The organism is Bradyrhizobium sp. 164 (assembly GCF_023073715.1).
In the GTDB taxonomy this organism is placed as follows: domain Bacteria; phylum Pseudomonadota; class Alphaproteobacteria; order Rhizobiales; family Xanthobacteraceae; genus Bradyrhizobium.
This window is the reverse complement of sequence record NZ_JADPKA010000085.1, coordinates 15975-36769: the sequence shown is the minus strand read 5'-3', so window position 1 is coordinate 36769 and position 20795 is coordinate 15975. Positions and strand designations below refer to the sequence as shown.

Below are 20795 nucleotides of genomic sequence, written 5' to 3'. Positions count from 1 at the left end.
TGCCGGCGCCTCTCCAAAGACTTCGAACGCTCTGCCGCTACCGAGCTCGCTTGGCTGCTCGCCGCCCATCTAAGGCTCCTAATTCGCCGTCTAGCCAGACCTTGATAGCGTCCACGCGCTTTTTGAGTCAGGCTCTGAGGAGATCGCTGGAAGCGGTCGTCTCGAAGGACGAGGCGTGCGCTCAGGCGCCTCCAAAAGTCATATGCGATCGCCCTACCTTGCGTCAGGCTTGCAGCTTCTTCAGCAACAACCTCAGCGCCGCTGCCGCGAACACCTGCATGTTGCCGAACCGGTCGTTGCTGCCCGTCTCCAGCGTCATCACCTCTGCCGTAGGGCCCGCCACCGCCATGCAGCTATGGCCGGCGGCGTCGCCGTAGCGGTTGCCGGTGGGACCGGCGGCGCCGGTTTCGGACAGGCCCCAGTCGCACCCGAAGCGCGTTCGCATCCGCTCGGCAAGCAGTTTCGCGTAGGGCTCCGATGAGGATCGAAAGCCCTTCATGCCGTCGTCCGAAATATCCATCAGCACGCGCCTCGCGTCGCGCGTGTAGACCACGGCCCCACCGAGGAAATAGGCGGACGCGCCGGGCACGGCGAGCAGGCTGGCCGAGATCAGGCCACCGGCCGAGGATTCTGCCACCGCAATCGTCTGTTTGCGCGCGATCAGTTTGGCCGCGACCTGTTCCGCAATGCCGACGAGTTCTTTCATGTCCTTCACCTCTGATCCTCGCAACTGTGCTCAGCCTTGCTAGCATAGACGGAAGCATTGGCCGAGTTGCAGGCGGCGGGCAGGCCTGCTTGAATGGCGGAGACAAAGCGGAGCGGCTAGGCGCTGCCCGCGAGAAGACGAGATTAAGAACTCCACAGGGAAACGTGAAGGAGATGTCATGGCGTCCCTGATCGCCGGCGCTGTCGATTGCGACGTGCATCCCGCCGTGCCGCATCTGACCAGTCTGCTGCCGTACCTGAACGATTATTGGCGCGATCAGGTGACGACGCGCGGCATGGTCGATCTCGTCTCGCAATCCTATCCGCAGAACTCGCCGATCGTGGCGCGGCCCGATTGGCGCCCCGAGAAAGGTAAGCCCGGCGAAAGCCTGCAGGATATGCAGCGCCACGTGCTCGATCCTTTCCAGCTCAAGCTCGCCATTTGCAATCCTCTGTACGGCGTGCAGATGGTGTTCTCCGAGGACATGCAGGCGGCCTTCTGCCGCGCACTGAACGACTGGCTCGTGAAGGAGTGGCTCGATCGCGATCCGCGCCTGCGCGGCTCGATCGTGATCCCCACGCAAAGCGTCGAGAAGGCGGTCGCCGAGATCGAGCGCTGCGCGCAAGATCGCCGCTTCGTGCAGGTGCTCATGCTGGTCATGGGCGACATACCGCTCGGCAAGCGTGCGCTGTGGCCGATCTATGAAGCTGCGGAGCGGCTGGAACTCCCGGTCGGCGTCCACGCCGGTTCCGCCTACCACAATCCGCCCACTGCTGTGGGGTGGGGGTCTTATCACATCGAGGATTATGTCGGTCAGGCCCAGGCGTTCCAGACCCAGCTCACCAGCCTGATCGTCGAGGGCGTGTTCGCCAAATATCCGCGGCTGAAAATGGTGATGCTGGAGTCCGGCGTCTCCTGGATTGCCCCCTATCTCTGGCGCCTGCACAAGTTCTGGCGCGGGGTGCGGATGGAGACGCCCTGGGTCGATCGCGCGCCGCTGGAGATTGTGCGCAGCAACATTCGCTTCTCGTTACAGCCCTTTGATGCGCCGCCGGAACCGGAGACATTAATTCGCCTGTTTGATCATATGCAGTCGGACGAATTGGTCCTATTCTCCACGGACTATCCGCACTGGCAGTTTGACGGCCAGGACGCGCTGCCCGAAGGTCTGTCCCCCGATCTCGTGCGCAAGATCATGATCGACAATCCGTATGCGACGTATCCCCGCCTGACTTAGCCCGCTGCCAAAGGAGGCAAGGCGATGAATATCCAGTTTCGCGAAAGTCCAGAAGCTGCTTCCCCACTGACTGCGAAGACCGCGATCGCGGATTGCGACATCCATCCGGCCCGCGCCACCCACACCGAGCTTTATCCCTACCTCGCCAAACGCTGGCAGCATCACCTCGACATCTATGGCGTCCACGCCTATCAGGGCATGATGGAAGGCCCGCCCTATCCGAAGGCCCAGCCCAACGCCTCGCGCCGCGACGCCTATCCGCCGGAAGGCGGCCCGCAGGGCTCTTCGTTGTCTTTCATGCAGAAGCAACTGCTCGACCCCAACAACGTGCAGCTCGGCGTGCTCAATCCGCTCAACACCGGCCAAGGCATCCGCAATCACGAACTCTCGGCCGCACTGTGCTCGGCGATCAACGACTGGCAGATCGACAAATGGACCAGCAAGGACAAGCGCCTAAAGGCCTCGATTGTCGTCGGCAATGAAGATGGGCTGTCGGCCGCCGCCGAAATCCGCGAACGTGCCGGCGACAAGAATTTCGTTCAGGTGCTGCTGCTCAGCCGCAACGTCGAGCCGCTCGGGCAGCGCCGCTACTGGCCGATCTATCAAGCCGCAGAAGAAGCCGGCCTTCCCGTCGGCGTGCACGCCTTCGGCTTCGGCGGCAATCCGATCACGCCGTCGGGCTGGCCTTCTTACTACATCGAGGAGATGGTGGGACATTCGCAGTGCCAGCAATCGGCGCTCGCGAGTCTGGTTTTGGAAGGTGTGTTCGAGCGGTTCCCGAAACTGAAGATGGTGATGATCGAAGCCGGCTTCGGCTGGGCGCCGTCGCTGGCGTGGCGGCTCGACAAGGCTTGGCAGCGGCTGCGCAGTGAGGTGCCACATGTGAAGCGGCCGCCGTCGGAATATATCCGCGAGCAGGTGTGGTGGACAACGCAGCCGATGGAGGACCCGGAGTGCCGCGAGGAGCTGTTCGACGTCATCAACTGGATCGGCTGGGATCGCCTCCTGTTTGCGACCGACTATCCGCATTGGGACTATGATGAGCCCTCGCGCGTGCTGCCGGCCGGCGTCAGCGAAGCCAATCGCGAGGCATTCTATCTAGGCAATGCCAAGAAGCTCTACGGACTAGCCGCATGATCCGAAAAAGTGTGAAGCGGTTTTTCGATAAGATCATGCGGAAAACACAGATATGGCGCGTCATGTGATTGCCGCGGTCGACGAGCTTCCGCCGGGCACGCGAAAATTACTGGAGATCGACGGACGGCCGATCGCGGTGTTCAACGTCAAGGGCGAGTATTTCGGCCTGATGAACCGCTGCCCCCATCAAGGCGCGGCGCTGTGCGAGGGCCCGCTGATCGGCCTCGCGCAATCGAAGGATCCCGGCGAGATCCAATATACGAAACTCGGCGAGATCATCCGCTGCCCCTGGCACGGCTGGGAGTTCGACATCCGCACCGGCCAGTCCTATTGCGATCCTCGCCGCTTCCGCGTGAAGGCCTATCCGGCCCATGTCGAGCCGGGCGCGACCGTGGTGAAGGGGCCGTATGTCGCGGAGACTATCCCGGTGAAGGTCGAGAGCGACTACGTGGTGGTGGAATTGTAGCTCGAACTGCAACCGCAGCGGAGACGTGCTCCTTCGCCCCGTTTTTACGGGAGAGGTGAAGGAGCGTGCCTCCGGAGTGACCGTCAGTGTCCCGCCACTGGCTCCGGCACCGCATCGTATGTCGGTACTGCCTTGCCGCCGCCGCGATACACCGTCGACGCCGCGATGATGCCGAGGAGGGCTGCGAAGATCAGCCAGAAGCCGGGCGAAGCCTTGTCGCCGGTCCGCTCGATCAACCAGGTCGAAGCGAGCGGCGTGAAGGTGCCGAACAGCGCGGCGGCGAGCGCGAACGCAAGCGAGAAGCAGGTGGTGCGCACATGCGCCGGCACGATCTCGACGAGAGCACCGAGCATGGTGCCGCTGTAGACGCCGAAATAGAACGAAAACATCATCTCAACCGCGAGCAGCTTGCCGAAAGTCGGCGCCGCCACCAGCCAGTGCAGCGCAGGATAGGCGGTGACGAGCGAGAGGCCGGCGATGGCGAGCAGCACCGGCTTGCGGCCGATGCGATCGGACAGCGCACCGCCGACCGGATTCCAGATGAAGTTGGTGACTGCCACGAGCAGCGTGACCAGCAACGCGTCCTGTGTCGACAGCTTTAGCACGGTCTTGCCGAAGGTCGGCGTGTAGACCGTGACGAAATAGAACGTCGTGGTGGTCAGGATCGCGATCATCATGCCGAGCATGACGATGCGCCAGTTGGCGAGCGCGGAGGCGAACACCTCGCTGGCCGTCGGGTGCTTCTTCATGGCGAGGAAGGCTGGCGTCTCCTCCAGCGTCCGCCGCAGGACGAAGATCAGCGGAATGATCAGGCAGCCGACAAAGAAGGGAATGCGCCAGCCCCAAGCGGCGACGGTGTCGGCCGGCATCATTTCGGAGAGGATAAAGCCGAGGATCGAAGCCACGAAGATCGCGACCTGCTGGCTCGACGATTGGAACGAGGTGTAGAAGCCGCGATTGCCGGGCGTTGCGATTTCCGCAAGATACACCGACACGCCGCCGAGCTCGACTCCGGCGGAGAAGCCTTGCAGCAGGCGGCCGATCAGCACGATGACGGGCGCCGCGATACCGATCGTCGCGTAGCTCGGGCAGAACGCGATGACGACGGTGCCGAAGGCCATGATGCCGAGCGTGACGATCAGGCCCTGGCGGCGGCCGATGCGGTCGATGTATGCGCCGAGCACGATCGCGCCGACGGGGCGCATCAAGGCGCCGAGCCAGAACACGCCGAAGGTGTTGAGCAGCGACGCCGTTTCATCGCCGGAGGGAAAGAACGCCTTGCCGATCGCGGCGGCGTAGAAACCGAACAGGAAAAAGTCGAACTGCTCGAGGAAATTGCCGGAGGTGGCACGCAGGATTGCGCCGATCCGCGACTTGATTGCGGGTGGATTGGTCGATGCGGCTGATCCAGCCATTGCGGTCTCCCCTTGGAAAAGCGTGGCCGGCCGGAACTCGTCTTCACGGCAAGGCGACAGATTGATGCTGCGACAATCTGTCATACCCCTTCCCGCAGGGTGGGAGGCGAGTCAATCGGTTTTGCCGGGGAAGCTGATGATTTTTCAGGCCTTGTTTTGCGTTGCGGCGATCATCCAGTCCCGGAACGCGGTCAATTTCGGCGCTTCGCGGCGGCCCTCCGGCGAGACCAGGTAGAAGCCGGCATCGGCCGGCAGCGCGATCTTGAAGGGCACCACGAGGCGGCCCTTGGCGATGTCGTCCTGAACGTAGGAGGTCCGGCCCATCGCGACGCCGATGCCGTCGATCGCGGCCTGGATGGTCATGAAGATCATGTCGAAAGTGATACCAGGCTGCCTGGCGATATCGGCTGGCAGGCCCGCCGCCGTCAGCCACAGCCGCCAGTCGTCGCTGTTGGCGTTCGAGGTGTGCAGCAGCGAATGGTTTCGCAGGTCTTCGGGGCGGCGTAGCGGCTTGTCGCCGCGCAGCAGGGAGGGACTGCACACCGGAAACAGCTCGTCCGCCATCAGCCAATCGGCGCGCAAGCCCGGCCACTGGCCGCGGCCGTAGCGGATCGCGGCATCGACGTCGTCGCGCTGGAAGTCGACAAGACTGGTCGAGGTGGTGATACGGACGTCGATACCGGGGTGCTGCTCCTGGAAATCGGTCAGCCGTGGCAGCAGCCATTTGGCGGCAAGCGAAGCCAGCGTCGACACGGTCAGCACCTTGTCGTCGTCCTTGCGCAGCAACCGGTCGGTGGCGAGCCGGAGATCGTTGAAGGCAGCGCGGACGCCCGGCAAATAGTCACGCGCTTCCGGCGTCAGCGTCAGCGCGCGGTTCTGCCGGACGAACAGGCGGATGCCGAGTTCCTCCTCCAGCCTTCGGATCTGATGGCTGATCGCGGTCTGGGTCACGTTCAGTTCGGTCGCCGCCAGCGTGAAACTGAGATGGCGCGCGGCGGCCTCGAACGCTCGCAATCCGTTCAGGGATGGCAATCTGGCAGTCATTTGGCAGCAGGGTGCATGACGTTATTTCATGCGAAAAGGTACAAATTGTCGTTTGTCGCGGCGCAGCAGCAAGCAGATATTAGCGGTCAGGTTAGCTCCAGGAGCTGAAGATGTCTACCTTGACCCAAAATTCGATGACAAATCATCATGCGCCGAGCCTGATTCACCAGATCGGCGACACCCTCCATATCTGGCACGAACGCTACCGGACCCGGCGCGAACTCACCAACTGGACTGCGCGTGATCTGCAGGACGTCGGCCTGACTTGGAGCGATGTGGCTTATGAAGCCGACAAACCCTTCTGGCGGGCCTGATCGGCCGCCAGGCCGGCGCCGCCTGATCACAGGGGCGCCGGCGGTCCCTTTCCCTTTGCGGCATGTGTCATGAGTACGCTTCGTCTGGAAGACCTGAGGCAATATTCCGATACGCTGCGCACCCGGGAAGGTGAGACGTTCAAGCTTCGCTTCGTCGAGCCGCGCGACACTGAGGAGCTCCAGCACTATTTCCGGTCGCTCTCGACGCGGTCCCGCTACAACCGTTTCTTCGGCGCGATCAGCGAATTACCGAAGGGGCTCCTGCACGATTTCCTCGATGTCGGAGAGCGCGAGCGCTTCACCGTGGTCGCGACCATGATGGTCGACGGCTTCGAGACTATCGTCGCCGAAATGCGCTATGCGCTCCATGCCGAGACCGCAGCGGTCGAGTTCGGCCTGTCGGTCGACGACCGCTGGCACGGTCACGGGATCGCCACTGCGCTTCTGAAGAACCTGGAATGCCGCGCCGCTGCGCTGGGCGCCGAGCACATCTTTGGCGAAACGCTGCGCTCCAACGAAACCATGATCTCGCTCGCCCGCAAATCCGGCTTCGCTTTCGTCAATCATCCCGACGACTGGAAGCTGGTGCGCTTCGACAAGAAGATCGCGGTCGCACCGAAAGACATTCCCTGTGCGAGCTGGCGCCTCGCCGCTCTTTCCCGTCAGGCCGACAGCCCCTCAGCCTCGGCTTGATACACTCCGAGCCCGGCCTGGCGAAGCCAGAGCCGGGCATTTTTTTGCCTTCACGCAGTCTCCTTCGGCCTACTTCCCCGTGAACACCGCCTTGCGCTTCTCGATGAAGGCCTGCACGGCCTCCTTGTGATCGGCGGTCGCGGTGAGGCGCACCAGCCGCTCGGCCTCGTGGTCGCGCGCGGTCTCGAAGTCGAAGAGCAGGGCCTCGTCGAGATTGTCCTTCATGTAGCGCAGCGCGAGGCGAGGGCCTTCGGCGAGCGATTTGGCCAGCGCGAAAGCCTCGGCTTGCAGCAAGTCGTCGGGCACGACGCGATTGACGAGGCCGATCGCCTCGCAACGCGCGGCATCGACGCGATCGCCGGTGAACATCAATTCGCGTGCCCGCGCGGTGCCGACTAGCCGGGTCAGCAGCCAGGCGATGCCGTAATCACCGCTGAGCGCGATGCGGGCGTAGCCGGTGACAACGAACGCAGATTGCGCGGCGATGCGGATGTCGCAGGCCATGGCGATGGCAAGCCCGGCGCCGACTGCGGGGCCGGGTAGGGCGGCGATGGTGGGCTTGCGCACCGACACCAGCGCGCCGGTGAGCAGGCGCTGCCGCTCCTGGAGATCGGCGATGCGATCCTCAAGCGACATCTCCAGCTTCTTTGAATCGCGATGCGCACCCATGCCCTTGACGTTGCCGCCGGCGCAGAACGCTTCGCCTGCGCCGGTGAGCAGCAGTGCGCCGACATCAGGGTTCTCGCCGCAGCTCCGGATCATCGTGCGCAGCGCCGGCGTTAACGTATCGGACAGCGAGTTGCGCGCCTCCGGCCGGTTCAGCGTGATGACAGCGACGCGCTCGCGGATGACGCAGAGCAGCTCGTTGGTACCGGTATCGATGGTGGTTTCCGTGGTCATGTCGCTCCCTCTCTTCGTCATGGCGAGCAGCCCGCGACAAATTGCGAAGCAAGTCTGCGCTGGCGACGAAGCAATCCAGTTTGTCTCCGCGAAGATATCTCGATTGCTTCGCTTCGCTCGCAATGACGATTGTTGTGACGTTATTGCCTCAAAACAGCGCCTCAAAACGTCTCAACCCATGGCCGCAGCTCCAGCTCCCAGCTCCAGGCGCTGCGCGGCTGCTGCAACACGTTCCAATAGCTCTGCGCGATGGCGTCAGGGTCGAGCATCGAGTCCGGCTTGTCGGCCGGCTCGGTCCGCGTCGCGCTGCGGATAGCGCCGTCGATGACGAAATGCGCGACATGGATGCCCTGCGGCGACAATTCGCGCGCCATGCTCTGTGCGAGACCGCGCAGCGCGAACTTGCCCATCGCAAACGATGCCGACTGCGCATAGCCCTTGACGCTGGCGGAGGCGCCGGTGAACAGGATCGCGCCGTGCCTGTTCGGCAGCATACGCTTGGCCGCCTGTTGCCCACCAGGAAGCCGCCATAAGCGCTGACCGCGATAGCGTGCGCGACATCGGCAGGGACCAGATCGACGAGCGGTCCGCGCGTGCGCCCGCTGGCGTTGTAGACGACGAGATCGGGCGTGCCGATCTCGCGCTCGACCAGGCCGAACAATCGCTCAACCTCCTCTGGCTCCGTGGCGTTGCAGGCATAGGCTTTGGCCCCGGTCTCGGTGCAGAGCGCGCCCAGCTTCTCGATCTTGCGCGCGGCAAGGGCGACGCGGATGTTCTGGGCCGCAAGGAGCCTTGCCAGCGAGGCGCTCAATCCTTCGCCGGCGCCGACAATGAGCGCGATCCTGTATTTTGGGTGTTCCATGGCGTGATCTCTCGCAGACAAGGAGCCGTTGATCTAAGCATGGTCTGCGCGGACGACCAGCCGGGGGCGGTCACAATTCCGCAGAGTGAATTGCTCCCTCACGGCGATCATGCCTCCCTGACGATTTGCGGCTTTATCCGCATTCGCCTCTGGAGCATGATCGACATCATCCCAAGCGGCAAGCGCAAAAAATTGCCGGCGGGCGGAAACGAGAGGACGATCATGCACAAGCCCATCCCAGCGCCGCCAACACGTATCGCGGTCGAGCCGTCCGGCCTGCTGGCACCCGATACCACTGGCATGAATTTCTACCGCGCCGATCCCGGACTGACGGACCTCTTGCGCATCCATCTGCCGGACACGCTGTTCCGCCATATCGAGCCGCATCTCGATCGCCTCGGCGAACTCGCCGGCGGCCAGCTCGACGAATGCGCGCGGCTTGCCGACCGGCACACGCCCATCCTGCATCAGCGCGACAAGTTCGGCCGCGACATACAATGGATCGAGTATCATCCGGCCTATCGCGAGCTGGAGAAGGCCGCGTTCGGCGAATTCGGCGTCCACGCGCTCTCGATCCGCAAGGGCATCATGGGCTGGCCGGACAAATATCCCGTGGTGGCCAAGCACGCCTTCACCTTCCTGTTCAACCAGACCGAATTCGGCATGGGCTGCCCGATCAACGTCACCGACGGCTGCGCAAAACTGTTGGCGAATTTCGGCAGTGAAGCGCTGAAGGCGAAATATCTGGATGGCCTGACCCAGACCGACATGAGCAAGCTGACCCAGGGCGGCCAGTTCATGACCGAGAAAGAAGGCGGCTCCGACGTCGGCACGCTGACGACCCGCGCGGTGCAGGAAGGCGACCATTGGCGCCTCTACGGCGAAAAATGGTTCTGCTCGAACGCCGACGCCAAGATCGTGATGCTGCTGGCGCGTCCTGAAGGCGCCGGCCCGGGCACGCGCGGCGTAGGCCTGTTCTTGATGCCGCGCTTCCTCGACGACGGCTCGCAAAACAGCTACCGGATCGTGCGTCTCAAGGACAAGCTCGGCACCCGCTCGATGGCTTCGGGCGAGATCAAGCTCGAAGGCGCGATCGCCTACGCAGTGGGCAAGCTCGACCGTGGGTTCGTGCAGATGGCCGAGATGGTGAACTCGTCGCGGCTCTCAAATGGTGTCAAATCCACCGCGCTGATGCGCCGGGCCTATCACGACGCGCTTGCCGTCGCGAAGAACCGCGTCGTGTTCGGCAATCGCATCATCGACCTGCCGCTCGGTCGCCGGCAGATGCTGAAAATCATGCTGCCGGTCGAGCAAGCGCTGTCGATGAGCTTCCTCACCGCCGACGCGCTCGACCGCGCCGAAGCCGGCAGCCAGGATGCGGCGGCGCTCTTGCGCATTCTCACGCCGACGCTGAAGTTCCGCGCCACGCGCGACGCGCGAAAGGTCTGCGGCGATGCGCTCGAGATGCGCGGCGGCATCGGCTATATCGAGGAATTCGCCACCGCGCGCCTGCTGCGCGATGCGCATCTCGGCTCGGTCTGGGAAGGCACCGGCAACATTGTCGCGATCGATGCGCTGCGGCGCGCGGTCGGCCGTCATGGCGCGGAGTCCGCGCTCGCGGCCGATCTGCATGCCCGGCTCGACGACAGCGCCTCCGTGCCACAGGCCTGGCGCGATAATCTGCGCCGCCTCACCGATCGCGCCGTCGGCTTCGCACGAGAGGTCGCGGCCAAGGTCGAATACGAGGCCGATGCGCGGCGCGCCACCAGCCTGCTCTATCATGTCGCGAGCGCCGTCGCGCTCGCCTGGGAATCGCATCGCATCCACGACATGCGCGGCGACGCGCGCCGGCTGCTGCTGTCGCGGCTCGTGATCGACCATCGCGTCCTGCCGAGCGATCCGTTCCGGCTGACGGAAAATCCAGTGCAGCAGAAGATCGCCGCGCTGCTGCTCGGCGATCGCGACGCCACCATGAGTGAGGTTGGCGAACTGTTTCTGGCGGCGTAGGCTCCTTTCACCTCTCCCATAGGGAGAGGTGAGGAATGCACTCAACGAAACAGCATGAGGAAACACCGATGAAGGCCGCCGTCCTCTATGAAGTCAATCAGCCGCTCGTCATCGAGGACATCAGCCTGCCGAAGCCTGGCCCGCGCGAGGTCCTGATCCGCACCGCAGTCGCCGGGCTCTGTCATTCCGATCTGCACTTCATGGAAGGCCTCTATCCGCATCCGCTACCTGCGGTGCTTGGGCACGAGTCCGCCGGCGTGGTCGAACAGGTCGGCTCCGACGTCACTTACGTCAAGCCGGGCGATCACGTCGTCACCTGCCTCTCGGTCTTCTGCGGCACTTGCGACAATTGCACGACGGGGCGCACCGTGCTCTGCACCGACACGACGGTGAAGATGCTGCCGGGCGTCTCCGACCGGATGCAGTGGGCGAAGCCTGAGAAGCTGCACCAGTTTCTCAACCTCTCGTCGTTCGCTGAGCAGATGCTGGTGCACGAGAACGCGATCGTCAAAATCCGGAAGGAAATGCCGCTCGATCTCGCCGCGCTGATCGGCTGCGGCGTGATCACCGGCTACGGCGCGGTGGTGAACACGGCAAAGGTGACGGCCGGCGAGACCGTGGCGGTGATCGGCTGCGGCGGCGTCGGCATGGCCGCGATCAACGGCGCGCAGATCGCCGGCGCCGGCCGCATCATCGCCATCGACACCAATCCGGCCAAGCTGCAGCTCGCGACCAAGCTGGGCGCGACCGACATCATCAATCCCGCCGATGGTGACGTCGTGAAGCAGGTGCGCGATCTCACCAATGGCGGCGTGCATCATTCCTTCGAGGTGCTCGGCCGCAAGGAAACCGCCGAGCAGGCGTTCGGCATGCTTGCCTCCGGCGGCACCGCTACCATCGTCGGCATGATCCCGTTCGGACAGAAGATCGAGCTGCACGGCTTCGACTTCCTGCGCGAGCGCAAGATCCAGGGCTCCTCGATGGGCTCCAACCATTTCCGCGTCGACATGCCACGCCTGGTCGACTTCTACCTGCGCGGCCGGCTGCACCTGGAGGACTGGATCTCGGCCAAGCTGAAGCTAAGCGAGATCAACGAGGGCTTTGCCAACATGAAAGCCGGCAAGACGCTGCGCAGCGTGATCGTGTTCGATAGCTGACACAACGACTGTGTCATCGCCCGGCCTTGACCGCGCGATCCAACACCCGCGGCGGAACTTGCGTGAACGACCGCCGCGGAGTAGCGGATGCTCCGCCTTCGCGGGGCATGACAGCGCTGAGGATGCCGGCTGTGTGCCCAACTCAGCGTGACACGTGCGCCGACACCGCCAGCCACTTGCCGTTCTGCTTCGCCCAACAATCGGTATATCGTCCGGTAGCATACTGGCCGTCCGCCATGGTGTAGCTCGTCTCGGCGTGGATGATGGCGAAATCGCCCATGATGCGGATGATGACGTCATGCGCGTGCAAATTGCGGATCGCGATCGGCCGCGCCGTCTGTTCCAGGAAGGCTGTGCGATCGACCAGCGTCTTGTCGGGATTGGAGCAGTAGAACTCCGGCGCCAGGATCTCGTCGAAGCGCTTGACGTCGCAGTTCTGGACCGAAGCGACATAGTCGCGGTTGAGCGCGGTGAGCTGTTCGAGATCGTTGCTCATGACCTCTCTCTCCTGCCATCCGAGATGCCCGTAGCGCTAGCCCCGGAATCTCGATGTTGTTTTTCCGCCGTCATTGCGAGCGAAGAGAAGCAATTCAGAAATGTCTCTGCGGGTACAGTCTGGATTGCTTCGTCGCAAGAGCTCCTCGCAATGACGGAAAGCGACTAGTCATTGAACAAAGGCGGCGGCACGAACCCGCCGAACTCGCGCTCGATCAGCTCGGCGAGCTTCAGCGGCGTGCGATCCTCGAGGAAAGGCCCGATGATCTGCACGCCCACCGGCAGGCCGTCCTTCGACAGGCCGAGCGGAATGGCCGTTGCGGGCAAGCCCGTCAGTGTGGCGATGCCGGGCCAGGCAAGCTGGTCCGGATAGGCAAAGTCCTTGCCGTCGATATTGATCCGGCGCGTCTCCTGCTGGGGCGAATGATCATGCGGATAGGCCGCCGTCGGCATGATCGGACAGATCACCGCATCGAATGTCCGGAACAATTGCCGCCATTGCGCGCGCAGCCCGGCGCGGGCGCCCTCGTCGAACACCCAGGCCTGGTGCGTGCAGGTCATGCCGCGCAGCCGTTCGGCGGCAAGGCTCTTGTCCTCTGGTGAGAGCTGTGCCGCTCCGGCACGTGCGCCGGCGAGAATGTCCGGCGAAAAGAAGGCGCCGAGAAAGCTCATCAGCATGCGCATGTAGAGGCGCGAGGCTTCCGTAAAATCGGGAAACAGCGGACTCTCACGTGCGACGCTGGCGCCCATGCTCGCCAATTGCCCCGCCAGCTTGTCGATCGCGCCGCGAATGTCGGCATTCGCGGGCAGCAACGGGTGACTGTCAATCACGAGCACACGGAAATCCTTCAGCGTGTGATGTCGCGCCTCCGGCAACGCAAGCCTGTATCCGATCCCGAGGTCCAGCGGATCGGGGCCTGCCATCACTTCCAGGAGCAGAGGCAGATCGGCCGCACTCCGCGCCATCGGACCGATCACCGCCATGTCGCGCTCCATCGGGATGGCGGGAAATGGCGGCGGCGTATGGCCGCGCGTCGGGCAGAGATTGTAGGTCGGCTTGTGCGCATAGACCCCGCAATGGAAGGCGGGCGCCCGCAGCGAGCCGCCGATGTCGGAGCCGAGCGAGAGCGGTCCATAGCCGGCCGCCAGCGCCGCAGACGAGCCGCCCGATGAGCCGCCGGGGGTGCGGCCGACATCGAACGGATTGTTCGTGACACCATAGATGTCGTTGTAGCTCTGCCAATCCCCCAAGCCGACGGGAACGTTGGTCTTGCCGAGGATGATGCCGCCGGCGTTTTTAACCCGGGTGATCGACAGTGCATCTTCCGCCGGCTTGAAATCCTTCTGCGCGGTCCAGCCCCACGTCGTGGGCAGGCCGGCGACGTTGAAGGATTCCTTCACCGTGACGGGCAGGCCCAGCAGCGGTTTTCGTTCGCCGCGCGCCAATGCGGCGTCCGCCTCGCGCGCCGCAACAAGCGCGCGATCAAAATCGCGCACGCAAATTGCGTTGATCTTGCCGTCGTGACGTTCGATGCGGTCGATCGCGTCCCGGGTGAGCTCGACCGCGGAGACCTTCTTGGCGGTCAACGCGCTCGACAGCTCGACTGCGCTCTTGAAACTCCATTGCGATTTGGCCAAGGCATGCTCCTGTTCTTATTTTCGGAGGATGATGCGCAGTTTGGCCCAATGCCGCAACGGCTGTTTGATCGCGGTTGACGCTGTCATGCCCGCCGTGGCGGGGCATGACAGCATCAGATAAGGCTGAAAGGGCCTTACAGCTGACCGAGCAGCGTATCGCCGCCGGAGACCTCGACCTTGCCGGGCATAGCCTCGAGATTCAGCTTCTTCACCACGCCGTCCTCGACCAGCATCGAATAGCGCTTGGAGCGGATGCCGAGGCCGTTGGCCGAGGCGTCCAGCTCCATGCCGATCGCCTTGGTGAAATCGGCATTGCCGTCGGCGAGGAAGATGGCCTCGTCGCGCTGATCGGTGTCGCGCTTCCAGGCGTTCATGACGAAGGCATCGTTGACGGAGACGATGGCGATGGTGTCGACGCCCTTGTCCTTGATGGCGTACGCGTTGAGGAAGATGCTCGGCAGATGCATCTTGTGGCAGGTGCCGGTATACGCGCCGGGCACCGCGAACAGCGCCACCTTCTTGCCCTTGAAGATATCGTCGGTGGTCTTCACCTGCGGACCTTCCGCCGTCATCACACGGAATTTCGCCTCGGGCAGCTTGTCGCCAACTTGGATGGTCATCGTCAGTCTCCCTGAATATCGGTCCCGCCTTTTAGACCGTGGCGCGGGCCTGCACAATATTTGCGGGCGGCGGAAGCGCCGAGGCCCCCGGTCGTTCACCGTGATGTCATCAGCCTGCAAAACCGCCGCCGTCGAGGAAGGCCTGCTCTTCCACAGTCGTGTCACGGCCGAGAAGGCGATTGCGGTGGGGGAAGCGGCCGAAACGCTGGATGATGTCGGCGTGCTCGCGAGCGTATTTCAGGTTCTCGGCATTGTCGGTGTTTTGAAACAGCGCAACGCAATGCAGCTGGTCGCTCAGGTGCTCGGAATGCATGAAGGGCAGATAGAGGAATTCGAGCAGGATGGGATCGACCTTGCGATCTGTGCCCCTTTCGATGGCGCGGCGGGCAACATCGCGCGCAAGCGTATCGCTGGCAAAGGCTTGCGGCGTGCCGCGGAACATGTTGCGGGGGAACTGGTCGAGCACGATGACCAGCGCGAGCGCGCCCTCGTCACTCGTCTCCCATGATGCGAGCTCACCGGCGGCCGCCTTCTGCCACAGGCCGAGAAAGCGGCGCCTGACCTCTGCGTCGAAAGCGTTGTTGCGCTCATACCAGCGCTCGCGGCCGGCCTCGCGCCAGAAGGCGAGAACGTCGGATGGCGTGATGTCGCCGACCTCCAGCATGAATGAAAGCGGCCTTACGCCGCCTCCGCCTTCTTCTCGTCGCGGAGCTGCCGGCGCAGGATCTTGCCGACATTGGTCTTCGGCAGGTCGGTGCGGAATTCGATGTGCTTGGGCACCTTGTAGCCGGTGAGCTGCTCGTGACAGAACTTGATCACGTCCTCGGCCGTGAGGTTGGGGTCTTTCTTGACCACGAACGCCTTCACCGCTTCGCCCGATTTGGAATCGGGGATGCCGATCACGGCGCATTCGAGCACGCCAGGATGGGTCGCGATGACTTCCTCGATCTCGTTGGGATAGACGTTGAAGCCGGAGACCAGGATCATGTCCTTCTTGCGATCGACGATCTTGGTGTAGCCTTTCTCGTCCATTACGCCGATGTCGCCGGTGCGGAAAAATCCGTCAGCGGTCATCACCTTGGCAGTCTCCTCCGGCTTGTTCCAATAGCCTGACATCACCTGCGGACCCTTGGCGCAGATTTCGCCGGACTGGCCGAGCGGGACCTCGTTGCCGTCGTCGTCGCGGATCGAGATCCAGGTCGAAGGCACGGGGATGCCGATCGTGCCCGAGAACTCTGTTGCCGTCGCCGGGTTGCAGGTCAGCGTCGGCGAGGTCTCCGACAGGCCGTAGCCTTCGGCGATGAAGCAGCCGGTGATCGCCTTCCACTGCTCGGCGACGGGGCGCTGCACCGCCATGCCGCCGCCGTTGGAGATCTTCAGCTTGGAGAAGTCGAGCTTCTTGAAGTCGGGATGATGCATCAGGCCGTTGTAGAGCGTGTTCACGGCCGGGAAGCTGTTGACCTGGTATTTGGCCAGCTCCTTGACGAAACCGGCGATGTCGCGCGGATTGGGGATCAAGAGATTGCAGCCACCGGCGCGCACCGCGAGCAGGTAGCAGGCCGTCAACGCGAAGATGTGATAAAGCGGCAGCGCACAGACGATCATGAGCTGATCGACATGCGGCGGCGCGGCGAGCGCCGGCTGGAGCCAGGCGTCGTTCTGCAGGACGTTGGCGACGATGTTGCGGTGGAGCAGGGTGGCGCCCTTGGAGACGCCGGTGGTGCCGCCGGTATATTGCAGGAACGCGACGTCGCCCGGCGAGAGTTTTGGCTTGCTGAAGGTCATGCCGCGGCCGGCGGAGAGCGCGTCGTTGAAGGACACTGCGCCCGGCAGCGACCAGGCCGGTACCATTTTCTTGAGGCGGCGGACGACGAGATTGACGATCACGCCCTTGAAGCCGAGCAGGTCGCCCATGCTGGCGACGATGACGTGCTTGACCTGTGTCTTCGCGATCACCTGCTCGACCGTGTGGGCGAAATTCTCCAGCACGATGATGGCCTCGGCGCCGGAATCCTTGAGCTGATGCTCGAGCTCGCGCGGAGTATAGAGCGGGTTGACGTTGACCACCGCGAAACCGGCGCGCAGCACGGCGGCGGTCGCGACCGGATATTGCAGTACGTTCGGCATCATGAGGGCGACCCGCGCGCCGCGCTGCAGCCCGCGGCCCTGCAAATAGGCGGCGAGCGCGACCGACATCTGGTCGAGGTCGCGATAGCTGATCGACTTGTCCATGCAAATGAACGCCTTGCGGTCGGCGAACCTGGTGAAGCTCTCCTCCAGCAGGTCGACCAGCGATGCGTATTGCGTCGGCTCGATATCGGCGGGCACGCCGGGCGGATATTGCTTGAGCCAGATGCGCTCCATGGAAACTCCCCTCATCTAACTGAGCCCGTTGTGTCTCGGGCTTGCCTCGTTGCCGTCAGTATCGAGCCTGCCGGAACGGGTGGCAAGCCGTCGAGGCTTAGGGCAAAGGTCGGGGAGTAGCTACCGGAATCCTCACTGAGCGCGCTGCCGCAGGTGCGAAGTGCGGGCGCGGTCCAGCCGCGAGTGGCCGTTAACTGTTGTTGGCCGGCTTGGCGGCGGCAGGCTTGGTCGCGGCCTTGGGCTTGGCGGGCTTGGGAGCCTGATCGCCGCTTGCCGCCGGTTTCTCGGCGGGTTTCGCCGCCGCATCGTGCTTCGCTGCGGCATGCTTGGTCCCGGCCGGCTTGGCTGCGGCCTTCGCGTCGCTCTTGGTATCGCTCTTGGCCTCAGGCTTGGCAGCCGGCTTCGCCGCCGCTGTCTTGGATTCCTTGCTTGCGTCCTTATTCCCGTCCTTCGGCTTGGCGGCGGCGTCAGGCTTCTTGGCGACGCGCGACTTCTTGCCACGCGGCTTCGCCACCGTCTGTTGGTCGGCATCGGCCGCGACCGCGGCGATTAGCGCCGTGCCGGTGCGGGTCGGGCCGGTATAGACCAGCACGGGCTCCGTGGCCGCCGGAGCAGAGGCCATCAACTCGGAGGCCTTCATCAGGGGCGGCTGAAGGCCGGCCGTGAAGAAAGTGACCTGGGCTTCGCCGCCGGTGGCCGAGGCCGATCCGGTCGCCCCGCCATTGGCCGCGATCAACGCATCGTCGTCGTCGCTGGCCGGCCGCTTGCGGTTGGGTCCGCACATCTCGTCGCGCAGGTTCGGCGGCGAGGCGTCAACCGGCACGAGATTGTCGACGGTGCCGAGCGAGGGTCGTAGCCAGGTGAGATTGTCTTGAGCGAAGCCGCGCTCGAGCAACTGCGCCGCCTTCACCGCGCGCGCGGTGCCGGAATTGGCGCCCAGCACCACCGCGATCAGCCGGCGGCCGTTGCGCGTGGCCGATGCCACGAGATTGTAGCCGGAGGCGCAGATGAACCCGGTCTTGAAACCGTCGGCGCCGGGATAGCGGCCGATCAGCTTGTTGAAATTGCCGGTGATGCGCTTGCCGAAGCGGATCGCCGGGATGTGCACGAAGTACTCGTATTCCGGCAGGTCGCGCAGGAACGCGCGCGCCAGGATTCCGAGATCGCGCGCGGACGTGATCTGGCCGTCGGCGGGCAGGCCGTTCGGATTGACGTAGCTCGTCTGCGTCATGCCGAGCTTCTTCGCGGTGTCGTTCATCATCGCGGAGAAGCCGTCGATCGATCCGCCGACGCCTTCGGCAAGCACCACGGCCATGTCATTCGCCGACTTGACCATCATCATCTTCAGGGCGTTGTCGACCGTGAGCTGCGTTCCCGGGCGGAAACCCATCTTCGATGGCGACTGCGAGGCTGCCGTCGGCGACACCGTGAGCAGCGTGTCGAGCGTGAGCCTGCCGTCCTTGACCGCCTTCAGCGTCACATAGGCGGTCATGATCTTGGTAACGGACGCAGGGTACCATGGAATGGTCGCATTATCGGCCTGCAACACCTTGCCGCTGTCGGCCTCGATCAGCAGCAGCGCTTCGGCGCTCGCCGCGCGCGGAGCGAGCAATGCGGCGCATGCGAGGCTCGCAGCGAACAGGTTGAACAGCGACTTGCGAAGCAGCGGGCGAAGGGCGTGCACTATCCGATTCCGGTCCTTGGAGACCCCCCGGTTCCGGGCGGTTCTCGTGATCTGATGTTCGGTTTTGAAATCCAGCGCCGCCGCTTGCGGCGTCGCAAACCTATACCGGCTGATGCCTCGAGAATAGGGGGACCGGTGCGGTATTCCGCAATGAAATAGGCCGAATTTCGACGGTCCTATGGGGACTTGCTACGGGGATTTGACCGTGATCGCGGCAGTCTCTGCCGCCGTCACGCTGGCTCGTGCGTTTTCCTGAACCATGAACTGGGCCCTGGCGAGCTCGGCGAAATGGCCCCCTTTGGCCACGAGTTCATCGAAAGTTCCGCTTTCGATCACCCGGCCGGTCTCGAACACCAGGATCCGCGTGGCGTTGCGGATGGTGGATAGGCGGTGGGCGATCACGAAGGTGGTCCTGCCCTTCATCACTTCGTCGAGAGCGGTATTCACCTTGGCCTCGGTGACGGCGTCGAGCGCGCTGGTCGCCTCGTCCAGGATCAGGATCGGCGGATCTTTCAGCAGCGCGCGGGCGATCGACAGCCGCTGCCGCTCGCCGCCAGAGAGCATGCGGCCGCGTTCGCCGGCATTGGTCTCGAAGCCGCCGCTGCGCTCGATGAAGTCGAGCGCCTGCGCGCGCTCGGCCGCCTTGCGCATCTCGTCTTCGGTCGCATCCGGCTTGCCGACCAGCAGATTCTCCGCAATCGAGCGATTGAACAGCAGCGCCTCCTGGAACACCACGCCGATGTTCCGCCGCAGCGATGTTAGCGTGATCCCGCGCACGTCCATGCCGTCGATCCGGATGAAGCCGGATTGCGGGTCGAAGGCACGGTGCAAGAGGGCGATCGCGGTCGACTTGCCGGCGCCGGTCGGACCGACCAGCGCGATGGTCTGGCCGGGCAGCGCCGTGAACGAGAGGTCCTCGACCGCCGGGCGCTTGCCGTCATAGGAGAAGGTGACGTCGTTGAACTCGACAAGGCCGGAGAGCCTGCCGGCATCGATCGCGTCGGGGCGGTCGTGCACGGCGGGTACGGCATCGAGCACATTGAAGAATTCGCGCAGTCGCGGCGCCTCCATGAACACGTTGTTGATGAAGCTCACGACCTGTTCGAGCCTCTGGATCAGCATCGTCGCGAAACTCACGAACATCACGATCTCGCCGACGGATGTCAGCCCCCGGTCGTGCAGCGCGATACCTATGGTGAAGATCGTGAGCACCGTGATGGTGGTCGAGGCGCGCGTGATGACGGTGACGAGCGCCCACCATGACAGCACCGGCATCTGCGCGGCCAGCAACTCGTCGGCGACGGAGCGCAGCCCTTTGACCTCGGATTCGACGCGGACAAAGCTCTGCACCAGCGCGACGTTGCCGAGCGCATCGGAGGCGCGCGCAGACAGCTCGCTGTAGTGCTCCTCGACCTCCATCTGCATGCCGAAGGTCTTGCGCACCACGAAGGTCGTCAGCGCGGTGAAGACAATGCAGAGCACGAACAGCAGGATCGCGAGCCGCCAGTTCAGGTAGAGCGACAGCGGCAGCAGCACCACGACCGAGAGGATCGCGGCAAAATGCTCGCGGAAGAAGCCGAGCCATAGCCGCCACAGCGCGTCGGTGCCGTTGAGCATCACCTTCATCAGCCGGCCCGAATGGGTGCCGGAGTGGAAGGTCAGCGGCAGTTGCAGGATGTGCTCGAAATAGTCGGTCAGCACCGCCTGGCGCTGGCGGTGCGAGAGCCGATCGGCCTGCAAGGCCACGAGCGCGCTGCATGCAATGGTGAACAGCCCGAACACGACCCAGGCGGCCAGGAACGGCCAGGCCGAGTTCGAGCCGGCCACCGACTTGCCCGAGAGCACGTCGATGATCCGGCCGAACAGCACGGGCTCGGCGAATTGCGAGCCCGCCAGCAGCAGATTGGCAATCGCGAGCAGCCAGCCCAGCCGCGCTTCCTTGCCGAGCAACTCAAGAACGCGGGTGTAGAGACGGAGGATGGACATGCGGGCGAGGAACTCGGCGACGACGGACTTCGTATTCTAAGCAGGGATGCCGGCGAGATACAGCGGAAGC

18 protein-coding genes and 2 pseudogenes are annotated in these 20795 nt (G+C 63.9%); 8 read left to right on the top strand and 12 right to left on the bottom strand.

The window, feature by feature from the left end; all coding sequences use genetic code 11:
- A pseudogene (locus IVB01_RS27165) lies at positions 1-105 on the top strand (IS5/IS1182 family transposase); the annotation flags it as partial.
- 118 nt (positions 106-223) lie between these two features.
- Here the strand turns inward: IVB01_RS27165 and IVB01_RS27160 are convergent.
- Positions 224-706 carry a CinA family protein gene (locus tag IVB01_RS27160; protein WP_247278968.1) on the bottom strand — a complete coding sequence of 161 codons (483 nt, stop codon included), beginning with the start codon at positions 704-706 and terminating at the stop codon, positions 224-226.
- A gap of 178 nt (positions 707-884) precedes the next feature.
- Here IVB01_RS27160 and IVB01_RS27155 point away from each other — a divergent pair, with 178 nt between their 5' ends.
- The 3 genes from IVB01_RS27155 to IVB01_RS27145 are packed head-to-tail and all read left to right on the top strand — an operon-like array spanning position 885 to position 3546.
- Positions 885-1943 carry an amidohydrolase family protein gene (locus IVB01_RS27155; RefSeq protein ID WP_247278967.1) on the top strand — a complete coding sequence of 353 codons (1059 nt, stop codon included), beginning with the start codon at positions 885-887 and terminating at the stop codon, positions 1941-1943.
- 24 nt (positions 1944-1967) lie between these two features.
- Positions 1968-3080, top strand: a complete 1113-nt coding sequence (locus IVB01_RS27150) for an amidohydrolase family protein (RefSeq protein WP_247278966.1) — start codon at positions 1968-1970, stop codon at positions 3078-3080.
- A 52-nt stretch (positions 3081-3132) separates the two neighbouring features.
- Positions 3133-3546 carry a Rieske (2Fe-2S) protein gene (locus IVB01_RS27145; protein WP_247278965.1) on the top strand — a complete coding sequence of 138 codons (414 nt, stop codon included), beginning with the start codon at positions 3133-3135 and terminating at the stop codon, positions 3544-3546.
- An 83-nt stretch (positions 3547-3629) separates the two neighbouring features.
- Here IVB01_RS27145 and IVB01_RS27140 read toward each other — a convergent pair whose 3' ends face one another.
- Both IVB01_RS27140 and IVB01_RS27135 read right to left on the bottom strand, forming a co-directional pair.
- Entirely contained in the window at positions 3630-4961 is a 1332-nt protein-coding gene (locus IVB01_RS27140) for an MFS transporter (RefSeq protein ID WP_247278964.1), read from the bottom strand.
- A 144-nt stretch (positions 4962-5105) separates the two neighbouring features.
- Positions 5106-6005, bottom strand: coding sequence for a transcriptional regulator GcvA (locus IVB01_RS27135; RefSeq protein ID WP_247278963.1), 900 nt, complete (start codon positions 6003-6005; stop codon positions 5106-5108).
- 110 nt (positions 6006-6115) lie between these two features.
- Here IVB01_RS27135 and IVB01_RS27130 point away from each other — a divergent pair, with 110 nt between their 5' ends.
- Positions 6116-6319, top strand: coding sequence for a DUF1127 domain-containing protein (locus IVB01_RS27130; RefSeq protein WP_247278962.1), 204 nt, complete (start codon positions 6116-6118; stop codon positions 6317-6319).
- A 69-nt stretch (positions 6320-6388) separates the two neighbouring features.
- Positions 6389-7012, top strand: a complete 624-nt coding sequence (locus IVB01_RS27125) for a GNAT family N-acetyltransferase (RefSeq protein WP_247278961.1) — start codon at positions 6389-6391, stop codon at positions 7010-7012.
- A gap of 69 nt (positions 7013-7081) precedes the next feature.
- Here the strand turns inward: IVB01_RS27125 and IVB01_RS27120 are convergent, their stop codons facing one another.
- Both IVB01_RS27120 and IVB01_RS27115 read right to left on the bottom strand, forming a co-directional pair.
- Positions 7082-7912, bottom strand: coding sequence for an enoyl-CoA hydratase (locus IVB01_RS27120; RefSeq protein ID WP_247278960.1), 831 nt, complete (start codon positions 7910-7912; stop codon positions 7082-7084).
- A gap of 161 nt (positions 7913-8073) precedes the next feature.
- Positions 8074-8774, bottom strand: a pseudogene (locus IVB01_RS27115) (SDR family NAD(P)-dependent oxidoreductase).
- A 222-nt stretch (positions 8775-8996) separates the two neighbouring features.
- Here IVB01_RS27115 and IVB01_RS27110 point away from each other — a divergent pair.
- Both IVB01_RS27110 and IVB01_RS27105 read left to right on the top strand, forming a co-directional pair.
- Entirely contained in the window at positions 8997-10781 is a 1785-nt protein-coding gene (locus IVB01_RS27110) for an acyl-CoA dehydrogenase family protein (protein ID WP_247494998.1), read from the top strand.
- 68 nt (positions 10782-10849) lie between these two features.
- On the top strand, positions 10850-11938 hold the full coding sequence (locus IVB01_RS27105) for a Zn-dependent alcohol dehydrogenase (RefSeq protein WP_247278957.1): 1089 nt from the start codon (positions 10850-10852) through the stop codon (positions 11936-11938).
- A gap of 142 nt (positions 11939-12080) precedes the next feature.
- On the opposite strand, the gene IVB01_RS27100 is transcribed toward IVB01_RS27105, so the two are convergent.
- The 7 genes from IVB01_RS27100 to IVB01_RS27070 all read right to left on the bottom strand — a co-directional run bounded on the left by IVB01_RS27100 (position 12081) and on the right by IVB01_RS27070 (position 20725).
- Positions 12081-12434 carry a nuclear transport factor 2 family protein gene (locus tag IVB01_RS27100; protein ID WP_247278956.1) on the bottom strand — a complete coding sequence of 118 codons (354 nt, stop codon included), beginning with the start codon at positions 12432-12434 and terminating at the stop codon, positions 12081-12083.
- 164 nt (positions 12435-12598) lie between these two features.
- Positions 12599-14071, bottom strand: a complete 1473-nt coding sequence (locus tag IVB01_RS27095; protein ID WP_247494997.1) for an amidase — start codon at positions 14069-14071, stop codon at positions 12599-12601.
- A gap of 134 nt (positions 14072-14205) precedes the next feature.
- Positions 14206-14691, bottom strand: a complete 486-nt coding sequence (locus IVB01_RS27090; RefSeq protein WP_247278954.1) for a peroxiredoxin — start codon at positions 14689-14691, stop codon at positions 14206-14208.
- Between the two features lie 109 nt (positions 14692-14800).
- The gene (locus IVB01_RS27085; RefSeq protein WP_247278953.1) at positions 14801-15355 is read right to left on the bottom strand and encodes a DUF924 family protein; all 555 of its coding nucleotides are present in this window, start codon (positions 15353-15355) and stop codon (positions 14801-14803) included.
- Between the two features lie 14 nt (positions 15356-15369).
- Positions 15370-17055, bottom strand: coding sequence for a long-chain fatty acid--CoA ligase (locus IVB01_RS27080; protein ID WP_247494996.1), 1686 nt, complete (start codon positions 17053-17055; stop codon positions 15370-15372).
- 190 nt (positions 17056-17245) lie between these two features.
- The gene (locus IVB01_RS27075; protein WP_247278951.1) at positions 17246-18739 is read right to left on the bottom strand and encodes a D-alanyl-D-alanine carboxypeptidase family protein; all 1494 of its coding nucleotides are present in this window, start codon (positions 18737-18739) and stop codon (positions 17246-17248) included.
- Positions 18740-18928: 189 nt separating this feature from the next.
- Positions 18929-20725 carry a glucan ABC transporter ATP-binding protein/ permease gene (locus IVB01_RS27070; RefSeq protein WP_247278950.1) on the bottom strand — a complete coding sequence of 599 codons (1797 nt, stop codon included), beginning with the start codon at positions 20723-20725 and terminating at the stop codon, positions 18929-18931.
- Between the last annotated feature and the right edge of the window lie 70 nt (positions 20726-20795).